Genomic DNA, 15,429 nt, shown 5'->3' on the forward strand with positions numbered 1-15,429 from the left:
ATTGGAAGGAAGTGATTAGATGGCTATCCCATCTATTTCAGTATACAAAATGCCAGTTGAATCAGAACTACCAAAAAATAAAGTGAACTGGACGCCAAATCCGAAACGTGCGGTTCTTCTAATTCATGACATGCAAGAATATTTTCTCGATGCATATAGCGATAAAGAGTCACCAAAAGTAGAACTCATTTCAAATATTAAGGTGATAAGAGAAAAATGTAAGGAACTTGGTATACCAGTTGTTTATACAGCACAACCAGGTGGACAAACGTTAGAACAACGAGGGTTATTACAAGACTTCTGGGGTGACGGTATTCCTGCGGGACCAGATAAAAAGAAAATTGTTGATGAACTTACTCCTGATGGGGATGATATATTTCTAACAAAATGGAGATATAGTGCATTTAAAAAGACAAATCTATTAGAAATTTTAAATGAACAAGGAAGAGACCAACTCATTATTTGCGGTATTTATGCGCATATTGGCTGCCTATTAACAGCTTGTGAAGCATTTATGGATGGTATAGAGCCGTTCTTTATAGCTGATGCAGTTGCAGACTTTTCACTAGAGCATCATAAACACGCGTTAGAGTATGCATCTAATAGATGTGCAGTAACGACATCAACAAACATTTTGTTAACGGAGTTACAAAGTTTAAAAGATGATGAACTTACTTTATTGGAAGTACATGAACTAGTTGCACAATTACTTCGTGAATCAGTGGAGAGCATTGATATTGATGAGGACTTATTAACTAGAGGACTTGATTCGGTCAGAATTATGAGTTTAGTAGAGAAGTGGCGTCGCGAAGGGAAAGAAATCACTTTTGCAGATTTAGCAGAACGTCCAACCGTTGCGGGTTGGTACAGTTTACTATCTTCACAAACAGCACAGGTGCTGTAATAAATAGACTACATAATAAAGGGGTAGTAAAGAATGCCTAACAGTCAAAAGATTCGTCATTCGTTATCGTCTGCGCAGTCTGGTATGTGGTTTGCGCAACAATTAGATCCACTTAATCCGATTTATAATACTGGAGAATATGTAGAAATAAACGGAAATATTCATCAAGAAATTTTTGAATTAGCTGTACGTAAAGTTGTAATGGAAGCAGAAGCGCTTCATGTTTGTTTCGAAGATGATGAAATTGGCCTATGGCAAGTTATTAAGGAATCACAGTTTCATATGCATTTTATTGACGTTCGTAAAGAAGAAAATCCTGAAGAAGCTGCTAAAGTATGGATGAAAAAAGATTTGTCTATGCCAGTTGATTTAAAAAAAGATAAATTATTTACGGAAGCACTTATTCGAGTTGAAAATAATCGTTTCTTTTGGTATCAGCGCATCCATCACATTGTGATGGATGGCTATGGATTTTCACTTCTTAGCCAAAAGGTAGCGAATGAGTACACATCACTTATAGAAGAAACAAACAAAAATGAAAAGCCATTTGGTTCTCTTGCAAAAATTGTACAAGAAGATATTGAGTATCGTCAGTCTAATCAATTTCAAGAAGATCGTACTTTTTGGTTAGAAAAGTTTGTGGATAAACCAGAAGTTGTAAGTTTGGCAGAACGAGCACCGAGAACATCAAATGGATTTTCACGAGAAACAGCTTATTTATCTAGTTCTAGCACGAAAACTTTACTAGAAGATATCAATGTTTCGTTAACAAGTTGGCCGGAATTTCTTATCGCTGTAACAAGTATTTATATGCATAAATTAACAGGTGCAAATGATATTGTTTTAGGTTTACCAATGATGGGACGTCTAGGTTCGGCATCTATTTATACACCTGGTATGGTAATGAATTTAGTTCCACTCCGTCTTACTGTAACTCCAAATATAACTCTTGCGGAATTATTACTACAAGTGTCTAAAGAAATTCGAGACGTACGTCGTCATCATAAATACCGTCATGAGGAATTAAGAAGAGACTTAAAGTTATTAGGTGAAAATCAAAGGTTATTTGGTCCGTTAGTGAATGTTATGCCTTTTGATTACGGACTTAATTTTGCTGGAAATCGTGGTGTTACACATAATTTATCGTCAGGACCTGTCGATGATTTATCGATAAATGTGTATAAACGTTTTGATCAAAATGAGTTAATGATTCATTTTGATGCGAACCCAGAAGTGTATAATGTAGCGGAACTAGCATTGCATAAAGACAGGTTTATGAATCTATTAGATGTAGTGATAAAAAATTATCAGAAAGACGAGTCGATTGGAAAAATAAATATTACTCTTCCTGAAGAAAATCATAAAGTTTTATTGGAATGGAATGAGACTAAGGAAGCTGATAAGTTAAGCCCTCTACCTATATTATTTGAAAGACAAGTACAAAAAAATTCAAATAAAATAGCGATTACCTGTAACGGTGTGGACCTTACGTATAAAGAGCTAAATGAACGAGCGAATGAATTAGCACACTATTTAGTAGAAGAAGGAATACGCCCAAATCAGTTTGTCGCTTTAGTATTTCCAAGGTCAACAGAAATGGTAATTAGTATGCTAGCAGTTTTAAAGGTTGGTGCAGCGTATTTACCTATAGATCCAGAATATCCAGCTGAGCGAATAAATTATATAGTAAATGATGCAAAACCAGTATGTATCATCACACATTCATCTAGTTCATCTACTTTAGTTATAGAAAATGATATGAAAAAAATCGAATTAGATAGTGAAGAAATGAAAATAGCGTTAAACACATATTCTTATATGAATATACCATTAAAAAATGATGAATCACTTTTAAACCCAGCCTATACAATTTACACTTCAGGCTCAACCGGAAATCCTAAAGGTGTAATTGTTCCTATGAAAGCTTTAAGTAACTTTTTATTGGCCATGGATGATATGTTCTCATTACATGAAAACGATCATTTATTAGCAGTTACAACATTTGCGTTTGATATTTCTGCTTTAGAAATTTATTTACCTCTTATTAGTGGTGCGAGTTTAACAATTGTACAAAAAGAGGTAATCCAAGAACCGTCGGCGTTAACGACACTTTTACAAGAAGAAAGAGTAACAATTATGCAAGCGACACCGACGTTATGGCAGGCGTTAGTAACGGAATATCCAGAAAGGTTACAAGGACTAAACGTGCTCGTTGGTGGTGAAGCTCTACCAGCACATTTAGCAAATCAATTAAAAGAATTAGGTTGCTCTATTACAAACTTATACGGACCAACTGAAACGACAATTTGGTCTACTGTCATGAACATTACTGAGAGTGAAAGTAGTATACCTCCTATCGGAAAGCCAATTTGGAATACAGAAGTGTATGTGCTGGATACAGGATTACAACCCGTTCCACCTGGAGTTATTGGTGAATTATATATTGCAGGGGAAGGACTTGCGAACGGATATTTAGGAAAACCGGAGTTAACGGCTGAACGGTTTGTTGCAAATCCTTATGGAAAACCAGGGAAGCGTATGTACCGCACAGGTGATCTGGTAAAATGGCGTCACGATGGTGTGCTCGAGTACATGAGCCGAGCAGATCATCAAATTAAAATTCGTGGTTTCCGAATTGAATTAGCTGAAATTGAAATGGTATTACAACGACATGAAAATGTTAAGCAAGCAGTGGTTATAGTACGAGAAGACCGCCCGAATGATAAACGAATCATTGCGTATATCGTTGTGGAAGAGAAGGAAACGATTAACCTTACAGAAATTCGTTCTTATGTTTCAGAAAGTTTAGCGAATTATATGGTGCCATCAGCATTTGTATTGCTAGAAGAATTACCATTAACACCAAATGGAAAGGTTGATAGAAAGAAATTACCTGCTCCAGATTTTAATGGAACAAATAATGAGAGAGTTGCTAGAAATCCGAAAGAAGAAATATTATGTGATTTATTTGCAGAAGTACTTGGTGTTTCTCACATTAGCATAGATGATAATTTCTTTGAAATAGGTGGTCATTCGCTTCTTGCATCTCGTTTGATGGCAAGGATTCGTGAAACATTAAGTGTCGAATTAGGAATTGGAAAACTATTTGAATCGCCAACTGTTGCTGAACTAGCGAAGCAATTGGAACTGGCAAGAAGCGCAAGACCAGCAATTAAGAAAGTAAGTAGACCAAATGAAGTTCCACTTTCATTTGCACAGCGCAGGTTATGGTTCTTAAATTGCTTAGAAGGTCCGAGCCCTACTTATAATATTCCGTTAGTCATTCGTATTTCTGGAAAGCTGAACGAGGAAGCATTGCAAGGTGCATTTTATGATGTAGTTGAGAAACATGAAACACTTAGAACAATTTTTCCTAACGTACTAGGTAGTTCCTATCAGAAAATTTTAGATATGGAAAATTTAAATCTAGAAATGATTAAAACAAAAACATGTAAAGATGAATTAGAAAGTGTGCTTGCGGAGGCGGTAAGATATAGCTTTAACCTCGATGTTGAACCAGCAGTTCGTTTGCAACTTTTTACAGTGAGTGAAAACGAACATGTAATACTAATTTTATTACACCATATTGTAGGGGATGGCTGGTCATTACAACCGTTAACGAGAGATTTTACAGCGGCGTATAAAGCACGATGTCATGGTGACAAAGTCCAGCTGGAGACACTTCCAGTTCAATACGCAGATTATGCCCTTTGGCAACAACAATTACTCGGTGATGAAACTACACAAGAGAGTCTTATTTCAACGCAATTAGATTTTTGGAAGAAAGAACTAGAAGGTTTACCAGATCAATTGGAGTTACCTACAGATTACCAGCGTCCAATTGAAACGAGTTACTACGGAGAAACAATTCATTTTCAAATAGATGCAGGTATGCATAGTAGGTTAGTAGGGCTTGCGCGAAAAAGCGGAGTTAGTTTATTTATGGTGTTGCAAGCAGGACTTAGTGCGCTATTTACAAGATTAGGTGCAGGTACTGATATACCAATCGGTAGTCCCATTGCTGGAAGAAACGATGATGCACTCTCTGACATAGTCGGTTTATTTGTAAATACATTAGTGTTACGTACAAATACTTCAGGAGATCCAAGTTTTAAAGAATTATTGAATAGAGTCAAGCAGTCAAATCTTGCAGCTTATGAAAATCAAGATGTTCCATTCGAACGACTCGTTGAAGTGTTAAACCCAGTGCGTACTCGAAATAGTCATCCGCTGTTTCAAGTTATGTTAGCTTTTCAAAATACGCCAGAAGCAACCTTTGATGCTCCAAATATAGAAGCTAGCCTTGAAATTCAAAGCGTTGGCTCTGCGAAATTTGATCTTACATTTGAAATTAGCGAGAGTAACGAAGTTGATGGTACTCCAAATGGTTTACATGGGTTAATAGAGTTTAGTACTGATTTATATAAACGTGAAACGGTTCAAAAATTAGTTGAACGATTCATCCTGTTATTAGATGATGCAACGGAAAATCCTGATCAATCAATTGGTAGATTAGAAATATTAACTTTAGCAGAGAGAAATACAGTGTTAGAAAAGTGGAATGGTGGTTTTCAAATTATACCAGAAATGACATTATCGCAATTATTTGAAAAACAGGCTCATATAAATCCAAATTCTATTGCTGTCATCTTTGAAGATGAACAGTTAACTTATGAAGAGTTGAATAAAAAAGCAAATAAAATAGCTCGATTGCTAATAGCGAAAGGAATCGGTCCTGATCAACTCGTTGCTTTGGCAATGCCAAGATCTTTAAATATGGTTGTAAGTTTACTTGCGGTTCTTAAAGCAGGAGCAGGTTATCTTCCATTAGATCCAGATTACCCGTCTGATCGTATTTCATTTATGCTCCATGATGCGAAACCGTCATGCGTTTTAACAAATTCAGATGTGGAAATTGAATGTGATGAGGAACTGAAAATTTTAGTTGATGATGTAAAAATAATCGAAGAAATTGAGAAATATAGTGACGATAATATAGATGGAATGGAGCGTATAAAGCCGTTAACTCCTTCACATATTGCTTACGTTATTTATACGTCAGGCTCAACAGGTAGACCGAAAGGCGTTATGATACCACATCAAAACGTAGTAAGACTGTTAGGTGCAACTGATCATTGGTTCCAATTTGACGCAAACGATGTATGGACGATGTTCCATTCATATGCTTTTGATTTCTCGGTTTGGGAAATTTGGGGACCTTTATTATACGGGGGGCGTTTAGTCGTAGTACCACATACTGTAAGTCGTTCGCCGAAAGAATTTTTACAACTTCTCGTTAAAGAAAAGGTTACGGTTTTAAATCAAACTCCATCAGCGTTCTATCAATTGATGCAAGCTGATCGTGAAAATGAAGAGATTGGCCAAAAATTATCGTTACGATATGTTGTTTTTGGTGGAGAGGCACTTGAGCTAAGTCGATTAGAAGATTGGTATAGTCGACATCCTCATAACGCACCGAAGCTCATTAATATGTACGGTATTACTGAGACGACAGTACATGTTAGTTATATTGAGTTAGACGAAACAATCGTTTCTTTACGGGCAAATAGTTTAATTGGGTGCAGTATACCTGACCTGAAAGTATACGTATTAGATAACTATTTACAACCAGTGCCACCTGGAGTAGTTGGAGAAATGTATGTTGCAGGTGCAGGGCTTGCTCGTGGATATTTAGGAAGAGCAGGCTTAACTGCTGAACGCTTTATCGCAGATCCATTTGGCAAGCCAGGTACAAGAATGTATCGTACAGGAGACTTAGCTCGCTGGCGTAAAGATGGGACGCTAGATTATATAGGACGTGCAGATCACCAAATAAAAATTCGTGGATTCCGAATTGAGTTAGGGGAAATAGAAGCGGTACTAATGAAACACCCTAAAGTTGAACAAGTAGCCGTTATTGTACGGGAAGATCAACCAGGGGATAAACGGTTAGTTTCTTATATCGTCGCATCAAATAATGAAATGATTGATACGAATGAAATGCGTAAGTATGCTGGTGGTAGTTTACCAGATTACATGGTTCCATACGCTTTTGTAGTAGTAAATGATTTGCCTTTAACTCCAAACGGTAAATTAGATAGAAAGGCATTGCCAGCTCCAGAATTTATCGCATCATCATCTAGTCGCGGACCGAGAACACCACAAGAAGAAATGTTGTGTGATTTGTTTACAGAAGTTTTAAGTGTGCCGCAAATTGGAATTGATGACGGGTTCTTTGATTTAGGTGGCCATTCACTTCTTGCAGTGCAGCTTATGAGCCGCATTAAAGAAGCGCTTGGGGTGGAACTAAATATCGGGACTTTATTTGCAGCACCTACCGTTGCGGGATTAGCTGAAAGGCTTGAAATGGGGAATGGTCAAAGTGCACTTGATGTGTTGCTTCCATTACGAACAAGCGGAGACCAATTACCACTATTTTGTGTACATCCAGCAGGTGGATTAAGTTGGTGCTATGCAGGACTTATGAAATCTTTAGGAACAGATTATCCAATCTACGGTGTCCAAGCACGTGGTATCGCTAAAAATGAAGAACTTCCAAAAAGTTTAGAGGAGATGGCGGCGGATTATTTAAAATACGTGCGTACAGTACAGCCTTACGGACCATATCGTTTGCTCGGTTGGTCACTTGGAGGAAATGTTGTTCATGCAATGGCAGCACAACTACAAAATGAAGGGGAAGAAGTAGAATTACTCGTTATGCTAGATTCTTATCCTGGTCACTTCCTACCGAATACAGAAGCACCTACTGAAGAAGAAGCACTAATTGCATTACTTGCTTTAGGTGGATATGATCCAGATAACATGGATGGTAAACCACTTACTATGGAAAGTGCGGTTGAAATACTTCGTAAAGATGGAAGTGCATTAGCAAGTCTTGAAGAAGAGACTATTTTGAACTTGAAGGAAACATATGTAAATTCAGTAGGATTGTTAGGGAGATATGTACCGAAAGTTTATAACGGAGATATTTTATTCTTTAGATCCACCGTTATACCAGACTGGTTTGATCCTATTCCTCCAAATACGTGGTTAAATTATTTAGATGGGGAAATTGTGCAACATGATATTGATTGTAGACATAAAGATTTATGTCAGCCAGTTCCGCTTACAGAAATTGGACAAGTATTGGCGAAATATTTGAAGGAAAAGAAAGGAGTAAGTAAAATATGACGAATCCGTTTGAAAATGATAATTACACATACAAAGTATTAAAAAATGAGGAGGGCCAGTATTCTCTCTGGCCTGCCTTTCTTGATGTACCTATTGGATGGAATGTCGTACATGAAGAAGCTAGCAGACAAGTTTGCTTACAATATGTTGAAACTAACTGGAAAGATTTGAATCCAAAAAGAAATCAAGTTGGTGGAAAAATATTAGTAGGAAAACGATAATGAAGGCAAAAATAAACCCAAAAGTAGTTGTAAGTATCGTTTATATTACAGCGATGTTTATGGCTGCAATGGATGCAACGATTGTAAATGTAGCACTACAAACGATAAGTAAGGAACTACAAGTGCCACCATCTGCGATGGGGACAGTTAATGTTGGGTATTTAGTTAGCTTAGCTGTTTTCCTTCCAATTTCCGGTTGGTTAGGAGATCGCTTTGGTACGAAAAGAGTATTTCTAGCTGCTCTTTTCGTATTTACAACTGCGTCTGCATTATGTGGAATAGCAAACGATATTACTTCATTGAATATATATCGCATCATTCAAGGTGCTGGTGGGGGGCTTTTAACACCAGTTGGGATGGCGATGTTATTCCGAACATTTTCACCAGAGGAAAGGCCGAAAATTTCTCGGTTTATTGTGTTGCCAATTGCTGTCGCACCGGCAGTAGGACCAATTATTGGTGGCTTTTTTGTAGATCAAATGTCTTGGCGCTGGGCATTTTATATTAATTTACCATTTGGAATTATGGCGTTACTATTCGGTCTTCTATTTTTAAAAGAGCATATTGAAAAATCAGCTGGTCGCTTTGATTCTCTCGGTTTTATTCTTTCAGCACCAGGATTTGCGATGCTAATCTATGCGCTTAGCCAAGGACCATCAAAAGGTTGGGTTTCTCCAGGGATTATAAGTACTGGAATAGTTGGGATTGTATTCATTACATTGTTTATTATTGTAGAACTTAGAGTAGAGCAACCGATGTTAGATTTACGCTTATTAAAAGAACCAGTCTTTAGAAAAATGAGTCTTATTTCATTGTTCTCATCAGCTGGTTTACTAGGAATGTTATTTGTTTTTCCGCTTATGTATCAAAATGTAATAGGGGTTTCCGCACTGGAATCAGGCCTTACGACATTCCCAGAGGCGATTGGATTAATGATATCGTCACAGATTGTGCCATGGTCATATAAGAAATTAGGAGCTCGTAAGGTAATTTCTATAGGGTTAATTTGTACGGCGATTATCTTTGTTTTATTAAGTTTTGTAAATCATGATACGAACCCATGGCAAATACGGACATTATTGTTTGGCATAGGTATTTTCTTAGGTCAGTCTGTTGGAGCAGTTCAATTTTCTGCATTTAACAATATAACGCCACCTTCTATGGGGAGAGCGACTACTATTTTTAACGTACAAAATCGATTAGGATCTGCAATAGGAGTTGCAGTTTTAGCTAGTATACTAGCTGGTTTTGGGAATAATAGTGTACAAAATAATGCTCCAGCCGATTTCTTACCATATCAAGCAGCATTAATTGGATCTGCACTATTTTTACTAGTAGCATTACTATTTTCTTTACGTATTTCTGATAAAGAGGTAATGTCAAAGAAGAAAGAAAAAATATTATCTGTATCACAAACAGAGAAAGAACTTGTCAATGAATAGCAATATACGTAAGCTTTTTAATAAAATTTGATATTAGTAGTAAAAAGGAGAGTTTACATGATAGAAAGTAAAGTTGTAGATTCTATACCAACTCTGAATGAGAATGATTGTCAAATATGGTGGGCCAGAATTTCAGATTTACAATCATGGCATTACAATTTACTAAATGATGTTGAGAGAGAGAAAGCAAATTCTTATCATCATTCGGCAGATCGTGCCCGTTTTATAATAGGTTGTGTAATTAGTAGATTAGTTCTTGGTAAAATACTTTCTATGTCGCCAGTTCAAGTACCGATTGACCGAATGTGCCCAGTATGTAAGTTACAACATGGCAGGCCACAATTGCCAGAAGGGATGCCACAACTATCAGTATCACATTCAGGCGATTGGGTTGTCGTTGCATTTACAAAATCTGCACCTGTGGGCGTTGATGTTGAACAAATGAATCCAAATGTAGATGTTAGGAAAATGGCAGAGGGCGTATTAACAGATATTGAAATAGCGCAAGTTATGAAATTACCTAATGAGCAAAAAATAGAAGGTTTTTTAACATATTGGACTCGAAAAGAAGCGGTACTGAAAGCGACAGGTGAAGGATTATTGATTCCACCAGTACATATTACAGTATCAGCTCCAAATGATCCTCCAAAATTGTTGGATTTTAATGATAGGCAAGAGTTAGTTGAAAATACAGTGATAGAAGATGTAAGCCCTTGTTTAGATCATATGGCTTCCGTAGCAATATTCAGTAAAGAAGTGACCGAAATTACACAATTAGACGCAGTATCGCTTTTAAATCTTAAATAAGTTTAATAAAATATTTTATAGAAGAGGTGTTCCTCATGTTAGTAGCCGAAAATAGAACAAATGAATCCACTTATAATGTACAAGCAATTAAAAGTATTTTATTTTCTGGAGATACGTCATCTATTCATGCTTTAGAAAAGCTTTTGAATGATACAGTTCAGTTTGATGTTTTCGAACAAGAGATACTTGATAGACAGTACATTCCGAAAGAAGTAAAGAATTTCTTTGATAAAGATGGAACATTTCTTTACCGCGTATCTAATGTTAGTTATAAAGGTAAGGTGTTATCTGAAAATCTAATTTTTGCGGACACTTCGTTTTTACCGGACACAATTAAGAGTGAATTAGAGACTGGAAATATTCCAGTTGAAAAGCTTATTGAAAAGATGGAAGTAAGAAGAAACGTATTATATGAAGGGTATCAGCCTTCTGGAAATATTATTGAGTTGTTTGATGGATGTTCTGTTACGTCGAATGTTTATCTAACTAGAAAATATCAAATTGTAAGTAATTGCAAATGTATATTTTATATTTGCGAAGTATATCATGCGGAAAATATAAAGGAAATGCTTAAATAAACAAAAAACCAGCCGATAAAATGGCTGGTTTTTTGTTTATTTAACAGCTTCTTTTAATTCTTTACCTGCTTTAAATGCTGGAACTTTACCAGCAGCGATTTGAATTTCTTCGCCAGTTTGTGGATTACGTCCTGTACGGGCAGATCTTTCACGCACTTCAAAAGTTCCAAAGCCAATTAATTGAACTTTATCGCCAGATTGTAATGCATTAGCAATTGTGTCAAATACAGACTGTACAGCTGCAGAAGCATCCTTTTGAGAAATATCAGCTGTTTGTGCCACATTTTTAATTAATTCTGTTTTATTCATGTTTTCACCTCATAAAAAAATTTTGGAATAAATGTTTTAGTATAATGGATAGTAAAGATAAAGCTACTACTATGATTAGAAAGAATGCTATATAGTTATGTTAATTTCGTTGCTAGAGACTGAATCCCTGCTAATAATTGGGGATTTATTAAGAATTGATGTATAGAACAAGCTGTATGATGAAGATGAGGGGGAATATACAGATGATTTTTCGTGAAAAAAATGAGAAAGAGAGTATATTAATTCGTCAACATGATCATGGTTTTTTAGCTGGTGAGATTGCTAGTCATATAAAAGAAAATTTCTTTGAAAATCAAGAATATTTAATGGAAACTATTGATGCAATATATGAACATGATAGAGGATGGATAGGGCTTGATAAAGTACCAATTTTAAATGATGTCAAAAATATCCCGTATACATTTATGGATTGTCCAAGCTCATTGCGCTTCGTTTTTTATACGATTGGTTTGAATGAAATTGAAGAGTCTAATCCATATGGGGCATTACTTTGTAGTAAGCACTTTTTATCATTTCCATTAAACGAGGAAGATGAAGAGATGATGTCTTTTTATAAACATGAATTGGAACGACAAAAAAGAATATTGAAAACGTTAACAAAAGAACAATTTACGATAATTGATAAACATTATAGATTACTAAAGTTTTGTGATGAGCTTTCTTTATATGTGTGTATGAATAAACCTGGTGTCAAAAAGAAAGATGAAATTGACTTATTTAAATATGGTTTTGAGGGATCAGAAATGTTTAATAGTAAAGAGGAGCAACCTATTCAAGCTGAATGGTTGGATGAAGAAACAATTCGAATTACACCGTTTCCATTTAAAAAAGAATTTTATACGTATGTAAAATATAAAACTATAAATAAACGTTCAATAGAAGAAAAAGGGATTATAAAGGCTGATAGAGAATCGGAAATGAAGAAACAAACAATTCGTTTTATAGGATAGGGAGGCGATTTAGATTGAAGGATTACATGTTAAAACAGTTTGATTACCATGCTTGGGCTAATACAAAATTATTCAGTCGACTAAAGGAATTACCAAACTATGAGACAATTTTTAATGAACAGATACGGAGTGTATTCCCATCAATTAAGGATACTTTTGCGCATATTTATATTACAGATCAAGTGTGGTTACACATATTGCATGGTAAAAGTATGAATGAGGCAATACAAGACCGAGAACATTTACGAAAACAAATCGAAACTAAATCGTTACATGAATTAGAAGAAATGTTTGAAAACATGGCAAATCAATATAAAGAATTTTTAAGTATAATACAAGACGTAAATACGGTATTTGTTATCGAGAATCCATATGCAGGGAAATTAGAAACTTCAATTTCAGAATTAGTACAACACGTCGTAAACCATGGTACATATCATAGAGGGAATATAACAGCGATGATTCGTCAACTTGGTCATTCGTCGACAATGATGGATTTTGTACTTTATTTACATATGGTTCAGAAGGGAAAAGAATTGACATAGAGAAAAAGGAATGGCTTGTTTTAAATGAGCCATTCCTTTTTAAGTGACTAACTTGCCTGTTTTTTATGATTTTCTTTCAATTTCTCTGCTTGTAAAAAGCGATTTGTTTCAGCGACAACAATACCACTTAATCCGATTAGACCAATTAAGTTTGGAATCGCCATAAGTCCATTTGCAATATCAGCAAATGTCCATACGATGCCTAGTTTTAAATTGGCACCAATAGCGATCATAACAATGAAGATTGCCTTATAATATCGTACTGCACCTTCTCCAAATAAATACGCTACACATTTCTCACCGTAATACGACCAACCTAAAATAGTAGAGTAGGCGAATAAAATAATTGCGATACCAAGAATCATACTACCAGCAGTGCCGAATACAGATTGGAATGCTAGAGTTGTTGCTTCAACGCCAGTTTTACCTGATTTCCATGCACCTGTAGTTATTAATACAAGCCCTGTAATGGTACATACGATAAATGTATCAAGAAAAGTACCAGTCATAGAAACCAGTGCTTGTTTTGCAGGGGAATCAGTTTTTGCTGCCGCTGCCGCGATAGGAGCACTTCCTAAACCAGCTTCGTTCGCAAATACACCGCGTGCCATCCCGATTTGAATAGCTGATGCAACCGTTGCACCGATAAAACCACCAGCAGCTGCAGTCCCATTAAATGCACCAGAAAAAATAAGTGAAAATGCTTCTGGAATTTGATCGTAATGATAGAAAATAATAATAAGGCCAGCGATGATATAAAAGAAAGCTTTAATAGGAACGATAAATCCAGTTACTTTCCCGATTTTTTTTACACCGCCTAAAATAACAATCGCGATTAAAAATGACATTAATATACCAGTTAAAGCAGGGGGGAAAGAGAAATTAATCCGCATTGCCTCTGCAACTGAGTTTGATTGCACCATATTACCAATACCGAAAGAAGCAGTAGTACCAAATATAGCAAATAAAACAGCGAGCCATTTCTTACCTAAACCACGTTCTAAATAATACATTGGTCCACCTGAATATTCGCCATTTTCATTACTAACACGGTATTTCACCGCAAGAATTGCTTCGGCATACTTTGTTGCCATACCGAACAAAGCAGTAATCCACATCCAAAAAATTGCACCAGGACCACCAATTGTAACTGCGGTTGCTACGCCTGCTATATTTCCCATTCCAATCGTTGCTGCCATAGCTGTCATGAGTGCTTGGAAGTGACTAATATCTCCAGAGGAAGATGTATCTTCTGATTTTTTAAATGCAAGTTTATGAGCGTATAATAATTTACTAAACTGTAAACCTTTTAGACGCACTGTGAGAATGATACCAGTCCCAACGAGTAACAACAAAGTTGGTAATCCCCACACGTATTGATTCATTTGTTCTAATACTTTACTTACTGTCTCCATCGTTATTCTCCTTTTTTTAGAAAAAATAAAAACCACTTCAAGTAAATGAAATGGTCTCTGGAGAAACAAGGAATAGAAAAATAAACCGATACAAATCGGCTTTTTCTTTCGCTTGTCTCTGTCCTTTTACCTGAGAGATTATCCGCTAAAATAGCGGATTTGCTCCTTCGGTGCTCGTTTTCCTCCGCGCTACAAAAAAGCGAGAGGGAGTCTCTCCAGAGATTCGTCCCCATGCAGTTCTACTTGTAACCAAGACCTGAGAGTTTCAAAGTTGATTCAGCAACTTTTTGCCCCGTCGGTAGATCAATAGACCTTCTCCTGAATGGTTCATCCGAATTATAAAATTTATAAAAATATTGATTGTAAATCAATAAAAACATTATAGACAGACAAAATGTGAAATGCAATCTTTTTTTATTTTAAAATAGTAAACAGTTTTATTTTTTTGCAAGTCCTAATTTCTCTTCAACTTCAGTTAAAGTAGATAAAGCGATGACAATATGTTGATCTGCAAGCCCTAAAGCATGTCTTGTATTTTCAATTATTGCACTGTTGGGAGTAGAGTTAGTGGTTCCGTCTATAATTAAATCCGCCGCGTTTTTCATAAATTTAGAAGCAGTCTTAAATTCAGTTGTGAAATAAACTAGTTGTTCTTGTATTTGTACTTCCGATATATTTTCTTTAATTTTCATAGTGTCTATTTCGTTCATAATTTTTTCATATTGTTTGGAAATAGCACTCATTGTAACTAATAGTTTATCTCTGTTTACTGAATCTCCGTTCGTGTTAATTTCTTCCCAAGCAGGTAACCAATCTTTTTCGATGATATCATTATAATTATTAGTTAATTCATTAATTTTAGGTTGCAATTTAGTTTTGAATGTTTTTGTATCAACCGTTTCTACAGTGACTTTTTCGTTATTATTTTTATCTTTAATCGTGTAGAAAACTGTACTGGTAATGATAAAAATAGAAATAACAATTGTCCATTTATTTAAAAGCAATTTCTTCAATGTGTAACGCCTCCAAAGTTAAAAATTCTATAA

General features: G+C 35.7%; 11 protein-coding genes and 1 riboswitch. Of the genes, 8 read left to right on the forward strand and 3 right to left on the reverse strand.

Going from position 1 to position 15,429, the window contains the following annotated elements; genetic code table 11:
• The first annotated feature begins 19 nt into the window (after positions 1 to 19).
• Genes BAQ48_RS00670 through BAQ48_RS00695 form a run of 6 tightly spaced genes read left to right on the forward strand, consistent with a single transcriptional unit; the run spans position 20 to position 11,143 of the window.
• On the forward strand, positions 20 to 904 hold the full coding sequence (locus BAQ48_RS00670; RefSeq protein WP_071709586.1) for an isochorismatase family protein: 885 nt from the start codon (positions 20 to 22) through the stop codon (positions 902 to 904).
• Positions 905 to 937: 33 nt separating this feature from the next.
• Positions 938 to 8,095 (forward strand): amino acid adenylation domain-containing protein, encoded by a 7,158-nt coding sequence (locus BAQ48_RS00675; RefSeq protein WP_071709588.1) that lies wholly within the window; start codon positions 938 to 940, stop codon positions 8,093 to 8,095.
• The gene (locus BAQ48_RS00680; protein WP_071709590.1) at positions 8,092 to 8,316 is read left to right on the forward strand and encodes an MbtH family protein; all 225 of its coding nucleotides are present in this window, start codon (positions 8,092 to 8,094) and stop codon (positions 8,314 to 8,316) included. The genes BAQ48_RS00675 and BAQ48_RS00680 overlap by 4 nt, the downstream gene beginning before the upstream one ends.
• Positions 8,316 to 9,758: an MDR family MFS transporter gene (locus BAQ48_RS00685; RefSeq protein WP_071709592.1), complete on the forward strand. Its 1,443-nt coding sequence runs from the start codon at positions 8,316 to 8,318 to the stop codon at positions 9,756 to 9,758. Before BAQ48_RS00680 ends, BAQ48_RS00685 begins: the two co-directional genes overlap by 1 nt.
• A 57-nt stretch (positions 9,759 to 9,815) precedes the next feature.
• On the forward strand, positions 9,816 to 10,565 hold the full coding sequence (gene sfp / locus BAQ48_RS00690) for a 4'-phosphopantetheinyl transferase Sfp (RefSeq protein ID WP_071709594.1): 750 nt from the start codon (positions 9,816 to 9,818) through the stop codon (positions 10,563 to 10,565).
• 35 nt (positions 10,566 to 10,600) lie between these two features.
• Complete coding sequence (locus BAQ48_RS00695; RefSeq protein WP_071709596.1) at positions 10,601 to 11,143, forward strand: cold-shock protein; 543 nt, start codon at positions 10,601 to 10,603, stop codon at positions 11,141 to 11,143.
• A 36-nt stretch (positions 11,144 to 11,179) separates the two neighbouring features.
• On the opposite strand, the gene BAQ48_RS00700 is transcribed toward BAQ48_RS00695, so the two are convergent.
• Positions 11,180 to 11,452 (reverse strand): HU family DNA-binding protein, encoded by a 273-nt coding sequence (locus BAQ48_RS00700; protein ID WP_001043908.1) that lies wholly within the window; start codon positions 11,450 to 11,452, stop codon positions 11,180 to 11,182.
• 203 nt (positions 11,453 to 11,655) lie between these two features.
• On the opposite strand from BAQ48_RS00700, the gene BAQ48_RS00705 reads away from it, so the two are divergent.
• Both BAQ48_RS00705 and BAQ48_RS00710 read left to right on the forward strand, forming a co-directional pair.
• Positions 11,656 to 12,423, forward strand: a complete 768-nt coding sequence (locus BAQ48_RS00705) for a DUF3891 family protein (RefSeq protein ID WP_071709598.1) — start codon at positions 11,656 to 11,658, stop codon at positions 12,421 to 12,423.
• A 14-nt stretch (positions 12,424 to 12,437) separates the two neighbouring features.
• Positions 12,438 to 12,968: a DinB family protein gene (locus BAQ48_RS00710; protein WP_071709600.1), complete on the forward strand. Its 531-nt coding sequence runs from the start codon at positions 12,438 to 12,440 to the stop codon at positions 12,966 to 12,968.
• A gap of 47 nt (positions 12,969 to 13,015) precedes the next feature.
• Here the strand turns inward: BAQ48_RS00710 and BAQ48_RS00715 are convergent, their stop codons facing one another.
• Both BAQ48_RS00715 and BAQ48_RS00720 read right to left on the reverse strand, forming a co-directional pair.
• Positions 13,016 to 14,383: an alanine/glycine:cation symporter family protein gene (locus BAQ48_RS00715; protein WP_071709605.1), complete on the reverse strand. Its 1,368-nt coding sequence runs from the start codon at positions 14,381 to 14,383 to the stop codon at positions 13,016 to 13,018.
• Positions 14,384 to 14,491: 108 nt separating this feature from the next.
• Positions 14,492 to 14,612: riboswitch (glycine riboswitch) on the reverse strand.
• A 208-nt stretch (positions 14,613 to 14,820) separates the two neighbouring features.
• Positions 14,821 to 15,396 (reverse strand): hypothetical protein, encoded by a 576-nt coding sequence (locus BAQ48_RS00720; protein ID WP_071709607.1) that lies wholly within the window; start codon positions 15,394 to 15,396, stop codon positions 14,821 to 14,823.
• Positions 15,397 to 15,429 lie beyond the last annotated feature (33 nt).

Origin of the sequence: Bacillus luti, from assembly GCF_001884105.1 — a bacterium.
GTDB classification, from domain to species: Bacteria; Bacillota; Bacilli; order Bacillales; family Bacillaceae_G; genus Bacillus_A; species Bacillus_A luti.